The sequence below is a fragment of the Breznakia blatticola genome (assembly GCF_004365815.1).
Lineage (GTDB): Bacteria > Bacillota_I > Bacilli_A > Erysipelotrichales > Erysipelotrichaceae > Breznakia > Breznakia blatticola.
This window is the reverse complement of record NZ_SODD01000048.1, coordinates 1-17,485: the sequence shown is the minus strand read 5'-3', so window position 1 is coordinate 17,485 and position 17,485 is coordinate 1. Positions and strand designations below refer to the sequence as shown.

Here is a 17,485-nt window from a genome sequence, read left to right as displayed (position 1 = left end):
AGGCCATTAACCTGAGGTAACCAATCCTAGAATAACAGAGTGGTTAACTGTCGATAAGATCTTGTTTATTCGGGGCTTTTATGTGCCATTGATGAAAATTTAATAATTAAGGTTATTATGAATGTAAATTTACTCTTGACAATGGTCACTTCATAACAGGAGAATATACCCATGAAATATATCTTTATCATAAACCCAGAAGCTGGAAAAGAAAAGAGTAAAGTCGAATTGGATAATGAAATTCGTAGTGTCTTTAAGGATACAGACTTCATTGTTGAATATACAAGATATCCAGGACATGCTACAGAAATTGCAATGATGTATGCATCAACAAAAGAAGAAATGATCATCTTTGCTTGTGGTGGAGATGGGACGATAAATGAAGTAGTAAATGGGATGTATAAATATAAGAATGCAAAGTTAGCTCTAATACCAATTGGTACTGGAAATGACTTTATCAAATTCTTCAAGAAAATCTCAAAAGATGATTTCTTAAATTTAGAGGGATATAAAGATGGTCAAGATTTGCCATGTGATCTAATCTATTCCAATAACCGTGTGTGCTTGAATATTGCATCGGTTGGATTTGATGCACGCGTTGTGCAAAAAGTTGCGCGTTTTAAACGCTTACCTTTTGTGAATGGTGGATTTGCATATATCTTAAGTGTATTTAATAGTTTCTTAGCATCGATGAAGTTTCATCAAGCATTAAAAATTGATGATACATATATTGGCTATAAGAACTATATTTTTATTGTTGCGGCAAATGGAAGTTACTATGGTGGCGGATTTCACCCAACACCTGATGCTAAAATTAATGATGGTTTTATTGATGTGATTACCATTGATGCATTAAGTCGCCTACGTGTAATGACATTGATTAAAAAATATAAAGCAGGTGAACATCGAAGTTTTGATTTTGTGAAAGAATTTCGATGTAAAAAAATGCAAATTATAGGAAAGAAAGAAGTTGTATTGAATATGGATGGTGAGACAATTAAAGTCAAAGATCCTGTGATTGAAATCTTAGAAAAACAAATTACACTATACTTGCCAAAAATGAATGAAACTGCTGCATAAGAATCATGCAGCTTTTTTGTATAAAGATGATTTGATATTTTAGCTATCTATGTGTAAAATAAGTATAGAGTGTCTAATAATAGAATCGTATTATTGATACGAATTAGTGTTTAAGAAAGAGGGAAACAAATGAGAAAAGTAAAATTACTATTAGTGAGCATGTTAGTTATGTTCTCTGTGATCATGACAGGATGTTCAGGTTCGTCAGGACCAAGCGCAGAAGAAATTGTTGAAACAGGTGCGAAGAAAGCAAAAGATATCGAATCAGGACATTTAGATATGGAAATGAATATTGATGTCGCAGTTAATATCGATGGTTCGAAAGTGGCAGTCAAAATGGGAATGGACATGGATATGGACTATTTCGAAAAAGACAACAAAGCACACGGAACAACAGATGTATCAATTAAAGCTTTTGGGATGAATGAAAAAACATCAATGGAAATGTACATGTTTGAAGAAGATGGTTCAATGTACACCGCTTCTAAAGAAAAAGATGGTGATGATTGGACAGTTGAAGAAGCAGCATCAAATGGAGCTGACACACTTGGTCCAGATGCTACAGATTTAACTGACTTTAAATTAAAAAAAGATGGAACTGGTGAAGTTGATGGTAAGAAAACCTACAAATTAAAAGGTGAAATCGATGAAGAAATGTTTGGCGCATTATCAAGCTCAATGGGAAGCGACAATGCAGCTAGCGGAATGTTAGGGGAAGATTTTAAAATTCCTGTAGAAGTTGAGTACTACCAAGATGGTGGAGAACTTGCACGTATTTACATGGATTTAGAAAAACCAATGTTAGATGCATTAAAAGAACAAATGGGAAGTATGCTTGATGAAGACAAAGCAGAGGATTCTATTGAAATCAATGAAGCATACTTTGATATCAAAGTCACAAAAATCAATGATGTAAAAGACTTTGAAGTTCCTGTAGATGAATTTGGTATGGCAAGTAAAGATGCAATCGTGAAAATTGATGAACTTGCTGTTTCTGATTTAAAAGTTATTGAAGAAAATGGAAAAACATTCATTGCAGCAAAAGTAAAAAACAACTCAAAATACGCTGTAGGTGATATTGAAATTGAATACGAATACGACGCTGATTATGCAGATATTTCTTACGAAGGATCAATTGGTGCTGGTGAAGAAGTGGAAATTAAAGTTGAATCAGATAGTGATGAACTAGCTGGGTTAGATACAAGTACTTGGACAATCTATGGTGCATATTATACAGTAGTTGATGGTGATGATGAGGTATACGTTTATTACGACGGATATTCAGAAACATACGAAAGTTACTAAAACATATAAAAGCGAAATCGATCATGTTGTTGATCAATTTCGCTTTTTTTCTATTTACGAATGGTACCGTTTCCTTTAACGATATATTTGTAGCTTGTTAGTGCTTCTAAGCCCATAGGACCACGAGCGTGAATCTTTTGTGTTGAAATACCAATCTCAGCACCAAAACCAAATTCCTCTCCATCAGAGAAGCGGCTTGATGCGTTAGCATAAACAACTGCACTATCAACTTGATTTAAGAAAGCTTCCATGTTGTCACTGTTTTCAGTAACAATCACGTCTGAATGGTGTGTACTATAGTGGTTGATGTGTCGGATTGCTTCATTGACATCATCCACAACTTTAATACTAATTTCATAATCAAGATATTCTTTTCCATAGTCTTCTTCATTAGCTGCTAGAACACTATCATCAAAGCCTTGAATGATTTCATCTCCATGAATAATTACATGGTGACGTTTCAACATTTTGATTAGATTGTGTGCAAATGGATTTACAATATCTTTATGTAGTAAAACACTCTCACAAGCATTACATACACTCACACGTTGTGTTTTTGCATTTTCAATAATAGCAAGTGCTTTTGTTGCGTCAAACTCTTTGTCTACATACACGTGACAATTTCCAGTTCCTGTTTCAATGATAGGGACTGTCGCATTTGCAATGGTACTTTGAATAAGATTTGCTCCTCCGCGAGGAATCAGTAAATCTAAATATTCGTTAAGTTTCATAAATGCAGTAGCGCTTTCTCTAGATGTATCTTCAAGCAATTCAATAAAGTGCTCATTATATCCAGTATTAGTAATTCCTTCTTTCATCGCTTTTACTAGTGCTATGTTTGAATAGATAGTATCTTTACTTCCGCGTAGGAAACAAACATTTCCACTTTTTAAACAAAGTGATGCACTATCCACACTTACATTAGGTCGTGCTTCATAAATCATTCCGATGACACCAATTGCTACGCTTTTCTTACTGATGAATAGTTCTTCACGTGGCCATGTTTCGATAATTTTATTACTTGGGTCTTCGAGTGAAATTACTTGGTTTACACCATTTACAATTGCACTCAGTCTTGCTTCATCCAATGTTAAACGATCAATGAATGCTTCAGGACGTCCATTTGCTTCTGCATTTTCAACATCTTTAGCATTTGCGGCAAGAATATCATCAACGTGTTTCATCAATGATGTTGCAATTGCGGCAAGAATCTCATTTTTTGTGTCAGTTGAAAGATTCATTAACTCCCAACTTGCTTCTTTACATAGTTTTCCTTTAGTTTGTAGTTCATTCATAAGAACTTCTCCTTTTGAACAATGTACCGACTTGTTTTCCTTCGACGGCATCATAAATTACGCGCAAGTCTTTGCTGTTGCAAATAATCATATCGCAGTTTGCTTCAGTAGCAATTTTAGCAGCTTGAAGTTTGGTGATCATTCCACCTGTTCCAACTTTCGTTGAAGTATCTTCAGCCATTGCTTCAATATCGCATGTGATTTCATCTACAACTGGGATTAGTTTTGCATCAGCGTGCATATTTGGGTTTTTATCGTATAAGCCATCAATGTCACTTAATACAAGAAGTAAGTCTGCTTGGATTAATTCTGCAGTAATGGCACCAAGCGTATCATTATCCCCATATACGAGTTCTTCGGTTGCTACACTATCATTTTCATTGATAATAGGAACGACGTTATAACTTAGTAATTGGTTTAATGTGCGAATGGCATTTTGACGAAGCATGTCTACTTCAAGCACACGCTTTGTCATTAACATTTGCGCAACTACTTTGCCAAATTGTGAAAAGAATTTATCATAGATATACATCAATTCACATTGACCAATAGATGCAAGTGCTTGTTTCTCGGGGACAGAGTCGGGTTTTTCATTCATATTCATTCGTCCCATTCCAGCAGCAACTGCTCCACTAGAGACAAGAATGGTTTGCATTCCCATGTTACTTAGATCACTAATGACCTTAGTAAGTTCTTCAACCTTCTTTAGGTTTAGTAGTCCGCTCTTGTGCGTAATCGTACTCGAGCCGACTTTAATTACAATTCGTTTCATTTCTGTCCACCTCAACTTTTCATAATTATAACGTATTCACCCTTTGATAACAATTTAAAATCGTGTATAATAGATGGAAATAACGCACGGGTGGTGGAATGGCAGACACGCTATCTTGAGGGGGTAGTGGACGTACGTCCGTGAGGGTTCAAGTCCCTTTCCGTGCACCAATAGAAATACTTACACCATTCTTACACGTAAGAGGGGTGTTTTTTTTGTTTGTGAACGCTATCTGAATCTTGTAATTGTTTAAGTGGATGAATGGATATGAAATTGCCCTCATGTTACAATATATACATAAATATATGGAGGTGATTGGTTGAATAAAAAACTAAAAGAAAAAATATCTGAAGCGTTGTCCTCAGTCTTACCAATCACGTTAATTGTACTTTTCCTAAGTATTTTTGTAGTGCCACTATCAACTGATACGGTACTTTTATTTTTTGTGGGAGCAGTATTATTAATCGTGGGTATGGGTTTATTTACTTTAGGTGTTGAAATGTCGATGATGCCAATGGGTGAAGCGATTGGTTCGAAATTTACAAAAGCGAAAAAGATATGGATGATTATTCTCTCAACATTTTTGATGGGATTTCTAATTACCATTGCAGAACCAGATTTAGATGTACTTGCTAGTCAAGTAGCAAGTATTCCAGATGATGTTATTATTTTCACAGTAGCAGCTGGAGTTGGGGTCTTTTTGGTAATTGCGATTTTACGAATTATCTTTCAAGTTTCATTTTCGAAGCTCGTTATCGGCTTATATATATTTGTGTTTGCATTAGCAATATTTGTTCCTGATGATTTTCTACCGGTTTCTTTTGATTCAGGAGGAGTAACAACCGGTCCAATCACTGTGCCTTTTATTTTGGCACTTGGAGTTGGTCTAGCAAGTCGCTCCAATGATAAAGATGCCAATGAGAACAGTTTTGGACTTGTTGCTTTATGTAGTATTGGTCCTATTATCGCTGTGATGTTACTTGGAATTATCTATCATCCAAGTGAAGCAACCTACGATCCAGTAATTGTGCCACAACTTGATACGATGCAGGATGTCGCAAAAGTCTTTGCACATGAATTACCAATTATTGTAGGTGAAGTCGCACGTGCATTATTGCCTTTAGGTATAGTGTTTATTTTGTTTCAACTATTCACAAAGCAATTTCGAAAACGACAACTGATGAAAATGAGTGTTGGATTTATCTATACCTTTGCTGGACTGGTCTTGTTTTTAACAGGAGTAAATGCAGGGTTTATTCCGGTAGGGAAACTACTTGGTAGTGAACTTGCAAGTGAAAACTTACGAATTTTACTAATTCCACTTGGGATGTTAATTGGATACTTTATTGTGGCAGCTGAACCTGCTGTACATGTGTTAAATAAACAAGTTGAAGATGTATCTGATGGAGAAATATCCGCAAAAGCATTGAAGTATACTTTATCCATTGGAGTTGCTATCTCGGTTGGTTTAGCGATGTTACGTGTACTTACAGGACTTCACATTATGTGGTTTTTAATTCCATTATATGGAATTGCCTTGGCATTAAGTTTCTTTGTGCCTAAAATATATGTAGGGATAGCCTTCGATAGTGGTGGAGTTGCAAGTGGACCCATGACTTCTACATTCCTACTTCCCTTTGCGATGGGAGCTTGTGAAGCTGTCGGTGGAAATATCATGAGTGATGCCTTTGGGATTGTGGCAATGGTCGCAGTTGTACCACTTATTGCGGTGCAAGTATTAGGGTTGATTTATTCAACCAATGTTCGATTATTTAAATCAAAAGCAACAGAAGCAGATTCGTTTCCTGTTTTGCTTGGAGAGGAGGACGAATAGATGGAACAACTAGATGCTCGTTTTCAGGATTTACATGTCCTTGTTGTTATCGTGAATCATAAACGACGAAAAATTGTAACTGATGCATTACGTGAATTACGTGTCCCTCGCCAATTTGTCATCAAAGCTAAGGGAACAGCAAGCACATCGATGATGGATTTGTTGGGATTAGGTGATATTGAAAATGATTTTGTGATTAGCTTTATGGTGAAACAGTGGGTTCCACTTGTCATTCGTCATCTAAGTGAACATTTGCACTTAGCTAGACGTGGTGCAGGAATTGCATTTTCAATTCCAATTTCATCAATGATGGTACCTACAATTTGTAAAGATAAGAAAATTGCACATAAGTGGCAAAATGATATAACAGGAGAAACTATGGAAACACAATCAAATCATGAATTACTTGTCATCTTGAGTGAAGAAGGACGAAACGAACAAATCATGGAAGCTGCGCGTGAAGCAGGTGCAACTGGTGGAACAACGTTCCATGCATTACGAAAAGGAAGTAAAGAACTTGGAAAATTCTTTGGTATGTCATTACAGGATAAAAAAGATGTAACCACAATTTTAGTTGCAAGTCATGAAAAAGATCGTATTGCAAATGCGGTGATGCAAGCACTAGCTGAAGACCGTGAAAAGGTGATATTTACTTTGCCTGCTCAGTTTGTTAGTGGTTTAGAATTACAAAATGAAGAATAATTTGCTACCTTCGGGTAGCTTTTTTCATACGTAGATGTTGTAGTTGCAGTAGACTTTTGAGTATTTATTCTTTATAATGGAAACCAGTTATGCCAGTTGCATAATCAGCGCCAGGACAACATAGGTTGTTGACGAGGTCGGTAGTTATCGAAAGTTTCGGCGGGTACTATCGCGGATATGGTGATTCGTTAGAAGTAAAACAAAGACCAATATAATAGGGTTTAAAAATTACTTTGCCACCACAACAAAAGTAGACCTTTTAAAAAAGGCTTTTTTATCGTGGAGGAAAAGTAAATATGTGCGGAATTGTAGGTTATGTTGGAATAAACCCCAAATCAAACCAAGTCCTTTTGGACGGCTTAAAGTCGCTTGAGTATCGTGGATACGACTCAGCGGGAATGGCGAGTATCGTCAATGGAGAAGTGCGTGTAATAAAAACACGCGGAAAAGTGGCAAATCTGGAAAAGAAGATTCAGGATTTGCAAGTACCATCAAGTGTATTAGGAATTGCACATACACGTTGGGCAACTCATGGAATCCCAAATCAAAGTAATGCGCACCCACATCATCATGGCAAGGTGACATTAGTTCATAATGGAATCATTGAAAACTATGGGGAACTAAAAGAAGTACTGTTGAAACAAGGCTATGTCTTTGAAAGTGAAACAGATACAGAAATTGCAGCAGCGTATATTGATTATGTGTATGCAAAAGGCTTAGATAAACTAGCAACATTGCAAGAAGCCAATCGAGCATTTCGCGGTTCATTTGCCTTTGGAATTATTTTTTCAGATGAACAAGATACACTGTATGCGATGCGTAGAAATTCACCACTGATTGTTGCTGTTGGTGAAAATGAGAATTATATCGCAAGCGATGTGCCAGCTATTTTGAAATATACAAAACAGTATATTTTACTTGATCAAGATGAAATTGCAGTACTTCGTAAAGATGAAATTCAAGTGTATACACTTGATTTAGATGCCGTTGATTATGAAGTTAAAACGGCAACGATGGATGCAAGTGCAATTGCTAAAGATGGATATGAACATTTTATGTTAAAGGAAATTCATGAAGAACCACGGGTGGTTCGTGAAACCATGTTTAGTTATGTACAAGATGATATTGATCAACTTGTAGCATCACTACCTGATTTATCAAAATACCAACAAATTCATATTGTATCTTGTGGTAGTGCAATGTATGCAGGAATGATCGCAAAAAGTTTAATTGAATCGGCTGCGCGTGTTCGTGTCGATGTAGAAATTGCAAGTGAATATCGTTATAAAGATCCAATCTATGATGTAAATACACTTGTACTAGTGGTAAGTCAAAGTGGAGAAACTGCAGATAGTTTAGCAGCTTTATTATTAGCGAAACAACAAGGTGTTGATACGATGGCTATAGTAAATGTGGTAGGAAGTAGTATTGCTCGTGAAGCGAAGTATGTTGCATATACACATGCAGGAGTTGAAATTGCAGTTGCAACGACTAAAGCATATTGTACACAAGTAGCATTATTATCTTTAGTGGCATTAAATCTTACGTATGTACATGGTAAAGTAAGTAAAGCACAAGCAAATGAAATCATTAAAGAGATTCAACAACTGCCGGATATGCTACAACATATGATTGATGATGTGCAATATGTCAAAGCTGCAAAAATCATTTCTCGCCACAACAATGTATTTTTTATTGGACGTGGCTTAGATTATGCACTTTGCATGGAAGGTAGCTTAAAACTAAAAGAGATTTCATATATTCATAGTGAGGCATATGCAGCAGGAGAATTAAAGCACGGAACGATTTCATTAATTGAAAAAGGAACGCCAGTTGTAGCGATTTGCACAGAAGAGCGTTTATATGAAAAGACAATAAGTAATATCAAAGAAGTAAAAGCTCGTGGAGCCAATGTGATATTAGTTGTGCGTGAAGACTTACAAGTTGCACAAGATTACTATGATTATAAAATTAGTATTCCTAAGGTAAATCGTTTAATTCAAGGTATTGTAGGCGTTGTTCCATTACAGTTATTAAGTTATCAAGTGGCAAACTTACGTGGTTGTGAAATCGACCAACCAAGAAACCTTGCAAAATCAGTAACCGTAGAGTAAAGGTGTTTCACCTTTCTCTTTTTTGTTTTTTGCGTATAATAGAACTATGAGATATGGATTAAAAGTATGTTTAAGTGCAATTATAGCTTTGTGCATCTGGATAGGTGTACTTTTTGGTTGTATCCAAGGATTTGCCCTTAACAGTAGTTTTTATGCAAAACAAGATGCACGACTGGGTATTCACCAACGTATGCATGTGAGTGAAAATGATTATCAAACATCGATGGAAAATCTATTAAGTTACATTCAAGGAAACCGTGAAGATATCTACACTGAAATTACGTATCAAGAAGAAACAAGAGATATGTTTAATGAAAAAGAAGCGAAACATATGGTAGATGTAAAAGACTTATATTTAGATTTTCGCATGGTAGCAATAATTTGTATCATTTTTGCGATATGTTTATTGTTAATTGTATTGGTTGATGCACCAAAAGATTTTATGAGTGTATTTAGCGTTGGGTATTTACGAATGAGTATTGTTTTTGTCATATGTTTGGGTGCACTTGGATTATATGCAGCAGTCGATTTCAGTAGTTTTTGGACATCGTTTCATGGTGTGTTCTTCAGTAATGATTTGTGGTTATTAAATCCAGCGACTGATTTTATGATTCGCATGTTACCAGAAGCAGTTTTCCAAGCACTTGTTACAAGAATTCTTGTGGTGTTTGTTGGACTCTTTGTTCTAATTGGCATCATTTGTTTCGTGTATTTACTACGAAGAAAGAAAGTTAGCCTAGTATTGTATTCTTAATAAAAGAAGCGTAAAATATTATCAAATATAGATAAAAAGGGGGAAGCGAATATGAATATAAAAATCACCAAAGCAGAAACATTAAAAGCAAAACCTGCGGATGAAGAAAACTTAGGATTTGGTAAGTACTATACAGATCATATGTTTATGATGGATTGGAGTGTAGATGAAGGTTGGCACAATGCACAAATTATACCTTATGGACCAATTCCAATGGATCCTGCAAGCATGGTATTGCATTATGCACAAGAAACATTTGAAGGATTGAAAGCCTACCGTAATGGTGATGATATTCTGATCTTCCGTCCAGAAATGAATGCCTTACGTATGCAAAAAAGTAATGAACGTTTATGTATGGCAGAAGTACCTGAAGAAATTTTCGTTGAAGCAGTAGAAGAACTGGTACGTTATGAAAAAGACTGGATTCCTACAAGCGAAGGAACCTCATTATATATTCGTCCATTCTGTTTTGCTACAGAAGCAGCTGTTGGAGTACACCCAGCAACATCATATAAATTCATGGTAATTTTAAGTCCAGTTGGACAATACTACCCTGAAGGTGTAAACCCAGTAAAAATCTTCGTAGAAGATGAATATGTACGCGCGGTTGTTGGTGGTACAGGATTTGCTAAGTGTGGTGGAAACTATGCAGCAAGTATCATTGGACAAGTAAAAGCACAAGATGCAGGATACACACAAGTATTATGGCTTGATGGTGTACACCGTAAATATGTAGAAGAAGTTGGAACGATGAATGTTATGTTTGTGGTAGATGGAGAAATTTTAACACCACCATTAGAAGGAAGTGTATTGCCTGGAATTACTAGAGATTCATGTATTCGTATCCTTCGTGATTGGGGTTACACAGTAAAAGAAACACACATCGATATTAACGATTTGATGGAGTGGACAAAAACAGGAAAACTACAAGAAGCATTTGGAACAGGAACTGCTGCAGTTATTTCACCGATTGGTGAACTTAACTACAAAGGGAATGAACAAATTATCAATAACTTTAAGACTGGACCAATTACACATAAACTGTATGAAACCTTAACAGGGATTCAATGGGGAAATCTTGAAGATCCATATGGATGGGTACGTAAGATTTAATGAAACCAATCATTTTAGCTAGTCAAAGTCCAAGAAGAAAAGAATTGATGGAAAGTGTTGGACTTGAGTTTTCTGTGATTGTAAGTGATAGTCAAGAAACGTTCAACATGGAAATTGATATTCGAGATGCGATTCAAGAAGTAGCAAGTGCAAAAGCATTTGCAGTTGCTAAAGATCATCCAGATAGTATTGTTATTGGCTGTGATACCATTGTATATCAAGATGGAAAAATTTTAGGAAAACCAAAAGATAAAGATGAAGCATTTCGTATGTTGAAATCGTATAGCAATACATCCCATCAAGTGATTAGTGGAGTAGCAATTATCGCAAATGGTCATGTTGAAAGCTTTGCTAGTGTAAGTGAAGTATACTTCTATGAATTGGGTGATCAAGAAATTGAAGATTATATTGAAGCAGAAGCACCGTACGATAAATCAGGAGCTTATGGAATTCAAGAAAAAGCAAAAGCATTTGTGAAATCCATTGATGGAGATTACTTTACCATCATGGGATTGCCAATTGGAGAATTATATCAAAGACTGAAGAAGTATCAGTAGATGCTTCTTTTTTTGTGAGATCCCATTCTATTGCTTCACATTCTATAATGGATTTATGCTATAATTGAAAAAGAAAATGAGGTGTTTATGTTAAATTACTTAACCTTAAGCAATCTGATTGCCGTTTTAAAAATTGTACTTGATGTAGGTGTTGTATCAATCATCATTTACTATTGTTTGAAAATTGTAAAAAACAACTCAAGAACCATTCAATTAGTGAAAGGTATTTTGTTTGTGTTACTTATAAACTGGATTGCGCAAACTTTAGGGTTGCGTACCATTGCCTTTATTACTACACAAGTTCTAAACTGGGGAGTATTGGTCATCTTTATTATTTTCCAACCTGAAGTTCGTTCGCTGTTAGAAAAACTTGGAAAGACGACATTTACAAGTATTTCGAGTTTGAATCAATCTGAAAAAGAACGCTTGATTGATGAACTGGTTCGCTCAACAAATGATTTAGCAAACAGTAAGACAGGAGCTTTGATTTGTTTGGAACAAACCAACTCGCTTGATGATTATATTGCAACCGGAACAGCACTTGATGCAGATGTAAGTGATGAATTATTAGGAACGATTTTCTGGGAAGGAACACCATTACATGATGGGGCGGTTATTATTCGTGGGAATCGAATTGCATGTGCAAGTGCATTCTTTCCACCGACGACTCGTGAATTCCCACGTCAATATGGAGCACGTCATAGAGCAGCCGTTGGAATTAGTGAAGTAACCGACAGTATAACAATTGTTGTATCTGAAGAAACTGGAAATGTATCGATTGCTAAAGAAGGAGTTCTGACGCAAGTAAATGCAGTAAACTTACGTGCAACTCTTGTTAGAGCCTTGCAAGCAAGTGATCCGGTGGTAAGTACAACAACTAGTGAAACACAACAAGCACCTGCATCACCTACACAAGATGTACCAATAAAAGAAGTGAAACCTTTGATTAAAAAGAGATCACGTAAAAAAGATGCAAAAATTGAAGCAGAAGCAATTGTAGTTCAACCGAGCACACCTTTAAAGGAAAATACAAAAGAAGGTAAGGCGAAAGGAGGAAAGACAAATGCGAAAAAATAGAACACGAAAAACGGAAATTCCAAAGCCAATTGTAAAAAGTACAACTTCATTTAAGAACACGTACTCAAAAGCTGAACAAGTCGTGTTGCGTTTGTTTGGAATCGTTTCGAAATGGGTGGATCGCATCCTCTTTAGTCAACGGTATGCAAAAGTGATTGCAGTAGCCATTGCCGCATTACTATTTGCAGTTGTCTCACAAGATATTGAAGGAAATATCTTTACAAATCAAATTCGTTCAGCAACAGATGTAAAAGATATTCCAGTAGTAACCAATATTTCTTCATCAGAATATGAAGTAATTGACTTACCTGAAACAGTCACAGTAACTATCACTGGTGATGCTGGTGATGTACAATACGCAAGTCAAAGAAAAGACAATTATCAAGTTATGGCAAACTTGAGTGATAAAGGAGTTGGGACATACGAAGTAGAACTTGTTCCATTAAACTTCTCAGATAAGGTTGATGTAAGCGTCAACCCATCAGTGGCTTTAGTTACGGTACGAAAAAAAGTCAGTCGTAGTTTCTCACTTGGTTATGATTTTGTAAATATGAACCAAATGGATGATATTTATAGTTTATCTGAACCAGTGTTTGATCAAAACGAAGTTATCATTCGTGCCAGTGATGAACGTATGCAAGAAATCGCATATGTGAAAGCATTAATTGACGTTGCAGATAAAAAGGCAGACTTTAGACAAGATGCCCAAATTGTTGCATACAATGCAAATGGAGATCGACTAGCTGTGGATATACTGCCTGCAACAGTTGGAGTTGAAGTAGCTGTAAGCTCACCACATAAAGTTGTGCCAATAAAATTAGACTTTACTGGTGAACTGCCAGAAGATGTCGCAATTTCAAGTTTTGAACTTGATCAAGAAGAAGTAACCATCTATGGTTCAACTAAAGTCTTGGATAATTTAAATGAATTATCTGTAAGTATTCCATTAAACAATGTAACCAAAGATATGAGCACAAAAACAGTAACAGTTCCAGTAAAACTACCAAATGGAACTGCAGTTAAAGGGGACACATTAACATTAAGTGTGAAAGTTAACTTTGGAAAAGGGAAAACAAAAACATTTGATGATGTACCCGTTCGTTTTACAAATTTAAAAGATGATTTAGGGGTACTTAATGGAGATACGTTGAAACAACAGGTAACCGTAAGTGGTTTGGAAAGTGTAATTGATAAACTAAAAGCAGAGGATATTTATCTAGTTGCAGATTTACAAGAATGTGAAGCACCTGGAACGTATACAATCCGCTTACAATTAAAAAACACAAACAACCAATTACGTTATAAATTAGAAAATGAAGAAATAGAATTACAGATTCAGTGAGGAGAAGAGTATTATGGGTAAATATTTTGGAACAGATGGTGTCCGCGGGAAGGCAAATGAAAAACTAACATTAGATATGGCTGTGAAAATCGGTCAATACTTGGGGCATTATTTTTCAAAAAATAAGAAAGCAAAAATTATCATTGGGAAAGACACACGTTTATCTAGTGACATGTTTGAATTAGCAATTAGTGCTGGTGCAATTAGTACAGGGGCAAATGTATATGCAGTTGGTGTATGTCCAACACCATGTATTTCTTACTTGGTAAAGCAAGAACACTTTGATTGTGGGGTTATGATTAGTGCTTCGCACAACCCATTCTATGATAATGGAATTAAATTATTCAACTTTGAAGGCAAGAAGATGGATCCAAACTTGGAAGCTAGCATCGAAGATTATATGGATGGTAAAATTAGTATTGAACCAGCTAAAGGTGACGATATTGGAAAATCTGTTGACTTTGCACGTGGATTGGCGATTTATGAAAGTTACTTGAAAAATACAATCAATCACATTGATGCAACTGGATTAAATGTTGCACTTGATTTAGCAAATGGTAGTGCAACTAGTACAGCTGTTGATTTATTTACTGACTTAGGAATGAATGTGAAAGTTATTCACTCTATGCCAAATGGAACGAACATTAATAACCACTGTGGTTCGACACATCCTGAAGACTTACAAAAATTGATGAAATCAGGAAAGTATGATGTTGGATTTGCATTTGATGGGGATGCGGACCGTTTGATTGCTGTTGATGAAGATGGAAATCTTTTCGATGGAGACTACATTTTATATACAACAAGTAAATATTTAAGTGATAAAAATCGCTTAAATGACAATGTTGTAGTCACAACAGTAATGGCAAACTTAGGATTATATAAAGCATTGGATGAACTTGGAATTACGTATGTACAAACACCAGTTGGTGATAAATACGTAACTGAAGAAATGGAAAAACATGATTATTCTCTAGGTGGAGAACAATCTGGACACATTATTTTTAGAGAACATGCAGTGACTGGAGATGGGCTTCTTAGTGCACTAATGTTAGTGGAGATGATGACATCAACAAAGAAATCATTAAAAGAACTTGGTGAAGAATTGTTTATTTACCCACAATTATTAATCAATGTTGAAGTACAAGATAAAGAAGCTGCATTAAAAGATGAAGGCTTACTTGCACAAGTTGATGAAGTTGCAAAAGAACTTGGTGATGAAGGTCGTATTCTTGTAAGACCAAGTGGTACAGAACCACTTGTACGTGTTATGGTTGAAGCAAAAACGGACGCACTTTGCGAAAAATACGTTACACAAGTTGTTGAATATATAAAAGAACAAGGACTATAAGCTGCTCAGGCAGTAAAGTCCTTTTTTCTATCACATAATTTTGTTACAATAGAGGAAGAAGAGGTACAAACTATGAAAAAAGTTATATGTGTCGTAGAAGATGAAAAAGATTTAAATGAACTTGTAAAGCGTTATCTAGAAAAAGAAGGATACGAAGTACGTTCATATTTGACTTATAATGAAGCATATGAGCATATCAATGATGAAGATGTGCATTTATGGATTTTAGATATCATGTTAGATAACAAGAGCGGCTTTGATCTAATTGAAGAAATACGTTCGCAAGGTAGTGAAATACCAGTTATTTTCATGAGTGCGCGTGATAAAGAATTTGACCGCATTATCGGTTTAGAAAAAGGTAGTGATGACTACATTACAAAACCATTCTCGCCTAAAGAATTGGTATTGCGTGTAAATAACTTGATGAAGCGTGCATACAAAGAAAGCAACCGTATTCAAATTGATGGATATGAGCTTGATGAAGTGCAACGTAAAGTCTTTGAAGGTAACGAAGAAATTGATCTAACAACGAAAGAATTTGACTTGTTGATGATGTTTATTCGCAATAAAGGAATTGCCTTCTCACGTGAAATGATTTTAGAGAATGTATGGGAAGATAACTACTTTGGTAGTGATCGAGTTGTAGATGATACATTACGTCGTTTACGTAAGAAATTACCAAACTTGAACATCCATACGATTTATGGATTTGGGTATCGATTAGGATAATGGAAGTAAATAACCGATTATGGGTAAAACGACTTTCTTTGTCGCAACAATTGATTGTTTTGATTGTTTGCTTCGTGTCGTTTTTTGCTGTGTTCTTCTTTATTTTTGTCAATTCCAATGTAAATAACTACACCGAAGAACAAATGTTTACCCAACTAAGTGAAACACAAGATAACTTAAGCTATATTTATCATTCTGTGGATGTCGATACAACGCAACTTGCACAAAATGATAATCGTATGATTGATAGCTACTTTTTTAAGCGTGATAACGAAGGCATCTATCATGTAGAATATCATGCAGATGGCTTAAAGGATGATAAAAAAATCTATGCAGATGTTTATAACAATCTACTAGTTCAAGATGCTATCCAAAAAGGACCACTTGGAGTTTTTTATGAGGATGAAAGTATTGCACGAGTATATCCAGGAAATAAATATACGTATTACAGCATTCGAATGCTCGAAGATGATGTGGTACTTGTTTCTTTACTAAACAATGCATATATTAATGAATTCAAGAGTACGTTTGTTGAAAATGTTATTGATATTACGGTTTTTGTTGTTGGTCTATTTTTTGTGATTATGATGTTATGGGTTGGAAATATTATTCGCCCATTACATATTATCAAAAACTATATTGATCGTATTCGTGTTGGAAAAGAAGCGACGATGAAAATCAATCGTAAGGATGAAATTGGTGAGGTTGCTGAGGCACTTGTAACTATGCAAGAAGAACTCAATAAACAAGAAAAAACAAAAGAAGAAATGATTCACAATATTTCGCATGATTTAAAAACACCGATTGCGACCATTAAATCCTATGGGGAGAGTATCAAGGATGGAATTTACCCATACGATACATTGGAGAAAAGTGTAGATGTTATTATCGACAATGCCAATCGTTTGGAAAAAAAGGTTCGTAGTTTACTATTTATGAACCGTGTGGAATATATCTTAAGTCAAGATAGTGATGAAATTGTCACTGACATGCGTGATGTCGTGGATACTGTGGTCTTGAATACCAAAGTTATCCGTCCAGAAATTGAAATTGAAAAGAATACCATGTCATCGCTCTTTAGAGGGAATGAAGAAGCTTGGCGTGTATGTGTAGAAAACTTATTAGAAAATGCCTTGCGTTATGCAAAGACACAAATTGTTATTACCTTAGATGAGGAGCAATTGTGTATTTATAACGATGGGGAACAAATACCAGAAGAAATTTTACCAACGTTATTTAAACCATATGAAAAAGGTCGTGACGGACAATTTGGACTTGGTTTGAGTATTGTTAGCAAAGTTGTGCATTCAGCAAACTATAAAGTAGTTGCAGAAAATGTAGAAACTGGTGGAGTCATATTTAAAATTAGGCTTAATTCAACCGATGCGCACCTAACTTAGATTGTTACATGTATGATGATACATTGAAATGTAAGATTACCATATAAAAATAAGGAAGGT

At 35.5% G+C, this 17,485-nt stretch carries 15 protein-coding genes and 1 tRNA gene; 14 read left to right on the top strand and 2 right to left on the bottom strand.

Going from position 1 to position 17,485, the window contains the following annotated elements; genetic code table 11:
- Positions 1-171: 171 nt before the first annotated feature.
- On the top strand, positions 172-1,080 hold the full coding sequence (locus tag EDD63_RS10080; RefSeq protein ID WP_134171052.1) for a diacylglycerol/lipid kinase family protein: 909 nt from the start codon (positions 172-174) through the stop codon (positions 1,078-1,080).
- 129 nt (positions 1,081-1,209) lie between these two features.
- A complete protein-coding gene (locus tag EDD63_RS10075) occupies positions 1,210-2,385 on the top strand; it encodes a DUF6612 family protein (protein WP_134171050.1) in 1,176 nt (391 codons plus the stop codon).
- 50 nt (positions 2,386-2,435) lie between these two features.
- Here EDD63_RS10075 and EDD63_RS10070 read toward each other — a convergent pair whose 3' ends face one another.
- Both EDD63_RS10070 and proB read right to left on the bottom strand, forming a co-directional pair.
- Positions 2,436-3,680, bottom strand: coding sequence for a glutamate-5-semialdehyde dehydrogenase (locus EDD63_RS10070; RefSeq protein WP_134171048.1), 1,245 nt, complete (start codon positions 3,678-3,680; stop codon positions 2,436-2,438).
- Positions 3,673-4,452: a glutamate 5-kinase gene (gene proB / locus EDD63_RS10065; RefSeq protein WP_134171046.1), complete on the bottom strand. Its 780-nt coding sequence runs from the start codon at positions 4,450-4,452 to the stop codon at positions 3,673-3,675. Before proB ends, EDD63_RS10070 begins: the two co-directional genes overlap by 8 nt.
- Before the next feature lie 84 nt (positions 4,453-4,536).
- Between proB and EDD63_RS10060 the strand changes: the two genes are divergently transcribed.
- The 12 genes from EDD63_RS10060 to EDD63_RS10005 all read left to right on the top strand — a co-directional run bounded on the left by EDD63_RS10060 (position 4,537) and on the right by EDD63_RS10005 (position 17,425).
- A tRNA-Leu gene (locus EDD63_RS10060) sits at positions 4,537-4,622 on the top strand.
- A gap of 149 nt (positions 4,623-4,771) precedes the next feature.
- Positions 4,772-6,286, top strand: a complete 1,515-nt coding sequence (locus EDD63_RS10055) for a DUF1538 domain-containing protein (RefSeq protein ID WP_134171044.1) — start codon at positions 4,772-4,774, stop codon at positions 6,284-6,286.
- On the top strand, positions 6,287-6,988 hold the full coding sequence (locus EDD63_RS10050; protein WP_134171042.1) for a hypothetical protein: 702 nt from the start codon (positions 6,287-6,289) through the stop codon (positions 6,986-6,988). It abuts the gene before it with no gap.
- Positions 6,989-7,284: 296 nt separating this feature from the next.
- A complete protein-coding gene (glmS, locus tag EDD63_RS10045; RefSeq protein ID WP_134171040.1) occupies positions 7,285-9,102 on the top strand; it encodes a glutamine--fructose-6-phosphate transaminase (isomerizing) in 1,818 nt (605 codons plus the stop codon).
- Positions 9,103-9,148: 46 nt separating this feature from the next.
- On the top strand, positions 9,149-9,856 hold the full coding sequence (locus EDD63_RS10040; protein ID WP_134171038.1) for a TIGR01906 family membrane protein: 708 nt from the start codon (positions 9,149-9,151) through the stop codon (positions 9,854-9,856).
- Positions 9,857-9,907: 51 nt separating this feature from the next.
- Positions 9,908-10,969: a branched-chain amino acid aminotransferase gene (locus EDD63_RS10035; protein ID WP_134171036.1), complete on the top strand. Its 1,062-nt coding sequence runs from the start codon at positions 9,908-9,910 to the stop codon at positions 10,967-10,969.
- Positions 10,969-11,526, top strand: a complete 558-nt coding sequence (locus EDD63_RS10030) for a Maf family protein (protein WP_134171034.1) — start codon at positions 10,969-10,971, stop codon at positions 11,524-11,526. The genes EDD63_RS10035 and EDD63_RS10030 overlap by 1 nt, the downstream gene beginning before the upstream one ends.
- A gap of 87 nt (positions 11,527-11,613) precedes the next feature.
- Positions 11,614-12,603: a diadenylate cyclase CdaA gene (gene cdaA / locus EDD63_RS10025; protein WP_134171032.1), complete on the top strand. Its 990-nt coding sequence runs from the start codon at positions 11,614-11,616 to the stop codon at positions 12,601-12,603.
- Positions 12,590-13,945 (top strand): CdaR family protein, encoded by a 1,356-nt coding sequence (locus tag EDD63_RS10020; RefSeq protein WP_134171030.1) that lies wholly within the window; start codon positions 12,590-12,592, stop codon positions 13,943-13,945. Before cdaA ends, EDD63_RS10020 begins: the two co-directional genes overlap by 14 nt.
- 13 nt (positions 13,946-13,958) lie before the next feature.
- Positions 13,959-15,296, top strand: a complete 1,338-nt coding sequence (gene glmM / locus EDD63_RS10015; RefSeq protein ID WP_134171028.1) for a phosphoglucosamine mutase — start codon at positions 13,959-13,961, stop codon at positions 15,294-15,296.
- Between the two features lie 72 nt (positions 15,297-15,368).
- Entirely contained in the window at positions 15,369-16,025 is a 657-nt protein-coding gene (locus EDD63_RS10010) for a response regulator transcription factor (protein WP_134171026.1), read from the top strand.
- Complete coding sequence (locus EDD63_RS10005) at positions 16,025-17,425, top strand: HAMP domain-containing sensor histidine kinase (protein ID WP_134171024.1); 1,401 nt, start codon at positions 16,025-16,027, stop codon at positions 17,423-17,425. The genes EDD63_RS10010 and EDD63_RS10005 overlap by 1 nt, the downstream gene beginning before the upstream one ends.
- Positions 17,426-17,485: the final 60 nt, after the last annotated feature.

Bases quoted from the DNA above. Each gene is read 5' to 3' on its own strand.
- EDD63_RS10080 (WP_134171052.1), top strand. From the start codon at position 172: ATGAAATATATCTTTATCATAAACCCAGAAGCTGGAAAAGAAAAGAGT.
- EDD63_RS10075 (WP_134171050.1), top strand. From the start codon at position 1,210: ATGAGAAAAGTAAAATTACTATTAGTGAGCATGTTAGTTATGTTCTCT.
- EDD63_RS10070 (WP_134171048.1), bottom strand. From the start codon at position 3,680: ATGAATGAACTACAAACTAAAGGAAAACTATGTAAAGAAGCAAGTTGG.
- proB (WP_134171046.1), bottom strand. From the start codon at position 4,452: ATGAAACGAATTGTAATTAAAGTCGGCTCGAGTACGATTACGCACAAG.
- EDD63_RS10050 (WP_134171042.1), top strand. From the start codon at position 6,287: ATGGAACAACTAGATGCTCGTTTTCAGGATTTACATGTCCTTGTTGTT.
- glmS (WP_134171040.1), top strand. From the start codon at position 7,285: ATGTGCGGAATTGTAGGTTATGTTGGAATAAACCCCAAATCAAACCAA.
- EDD63_RS10040 (WP_134171038.1), top strand. From the start codon at position 9,149: ATGAGATATGGATTAAAAGTATGTTTAAGTGCAATTATAGCTTTGTGC.
- EDD63_RS10035 (WP_134171036.1), top strand. From the start codon at position 9,908: ATGAATATAAAAATCACCAAAGCAGAAACATTAAAAGCAAAACCTGCG.
- EDD63_RS10030 (WP_134171034.1), top strand. From the start codon at position 10,969: ATGAAACCAATCATTTTAGCTAGTCAAAGTCCAAGAAGAAAAGAATTG.
- cdaA (WP_134171032.1), top strand. From the start codon at position 11,614: ATGTTAAATTACTTAACCTTAAGCAATCTGATTGCCGTTTTAAAAATT.
- EDD63_RS10020 (WP_134171030.1), top strand. From the start codon at position 12,590: ATGCGAAAAAATAGAACACGAAAAACGGAAATTCCAAAGCCAATTGTA.
- glmM (WP_134171028.1), top strand. From the start codon at position 13,959: ATGGGTAAATATTTTGGAACAGATGGTGTCCGCGGGAAGGCAAATGAA.
- EDD63_RS10010 (WP_134171026.1), top strand. From the start codon at position 15,369: ATGAAAAAAGTTATATGTGTCGTAGAAGATGAAAAAGATTTAAATGAA.
- EDD63_RS10005 (WP_134171024.1), top strand. From the start codon at position 16,025: ATGGAAGTAAATAACCGATTATGGGTAAAACGACTTTCTTTGTCGCAA.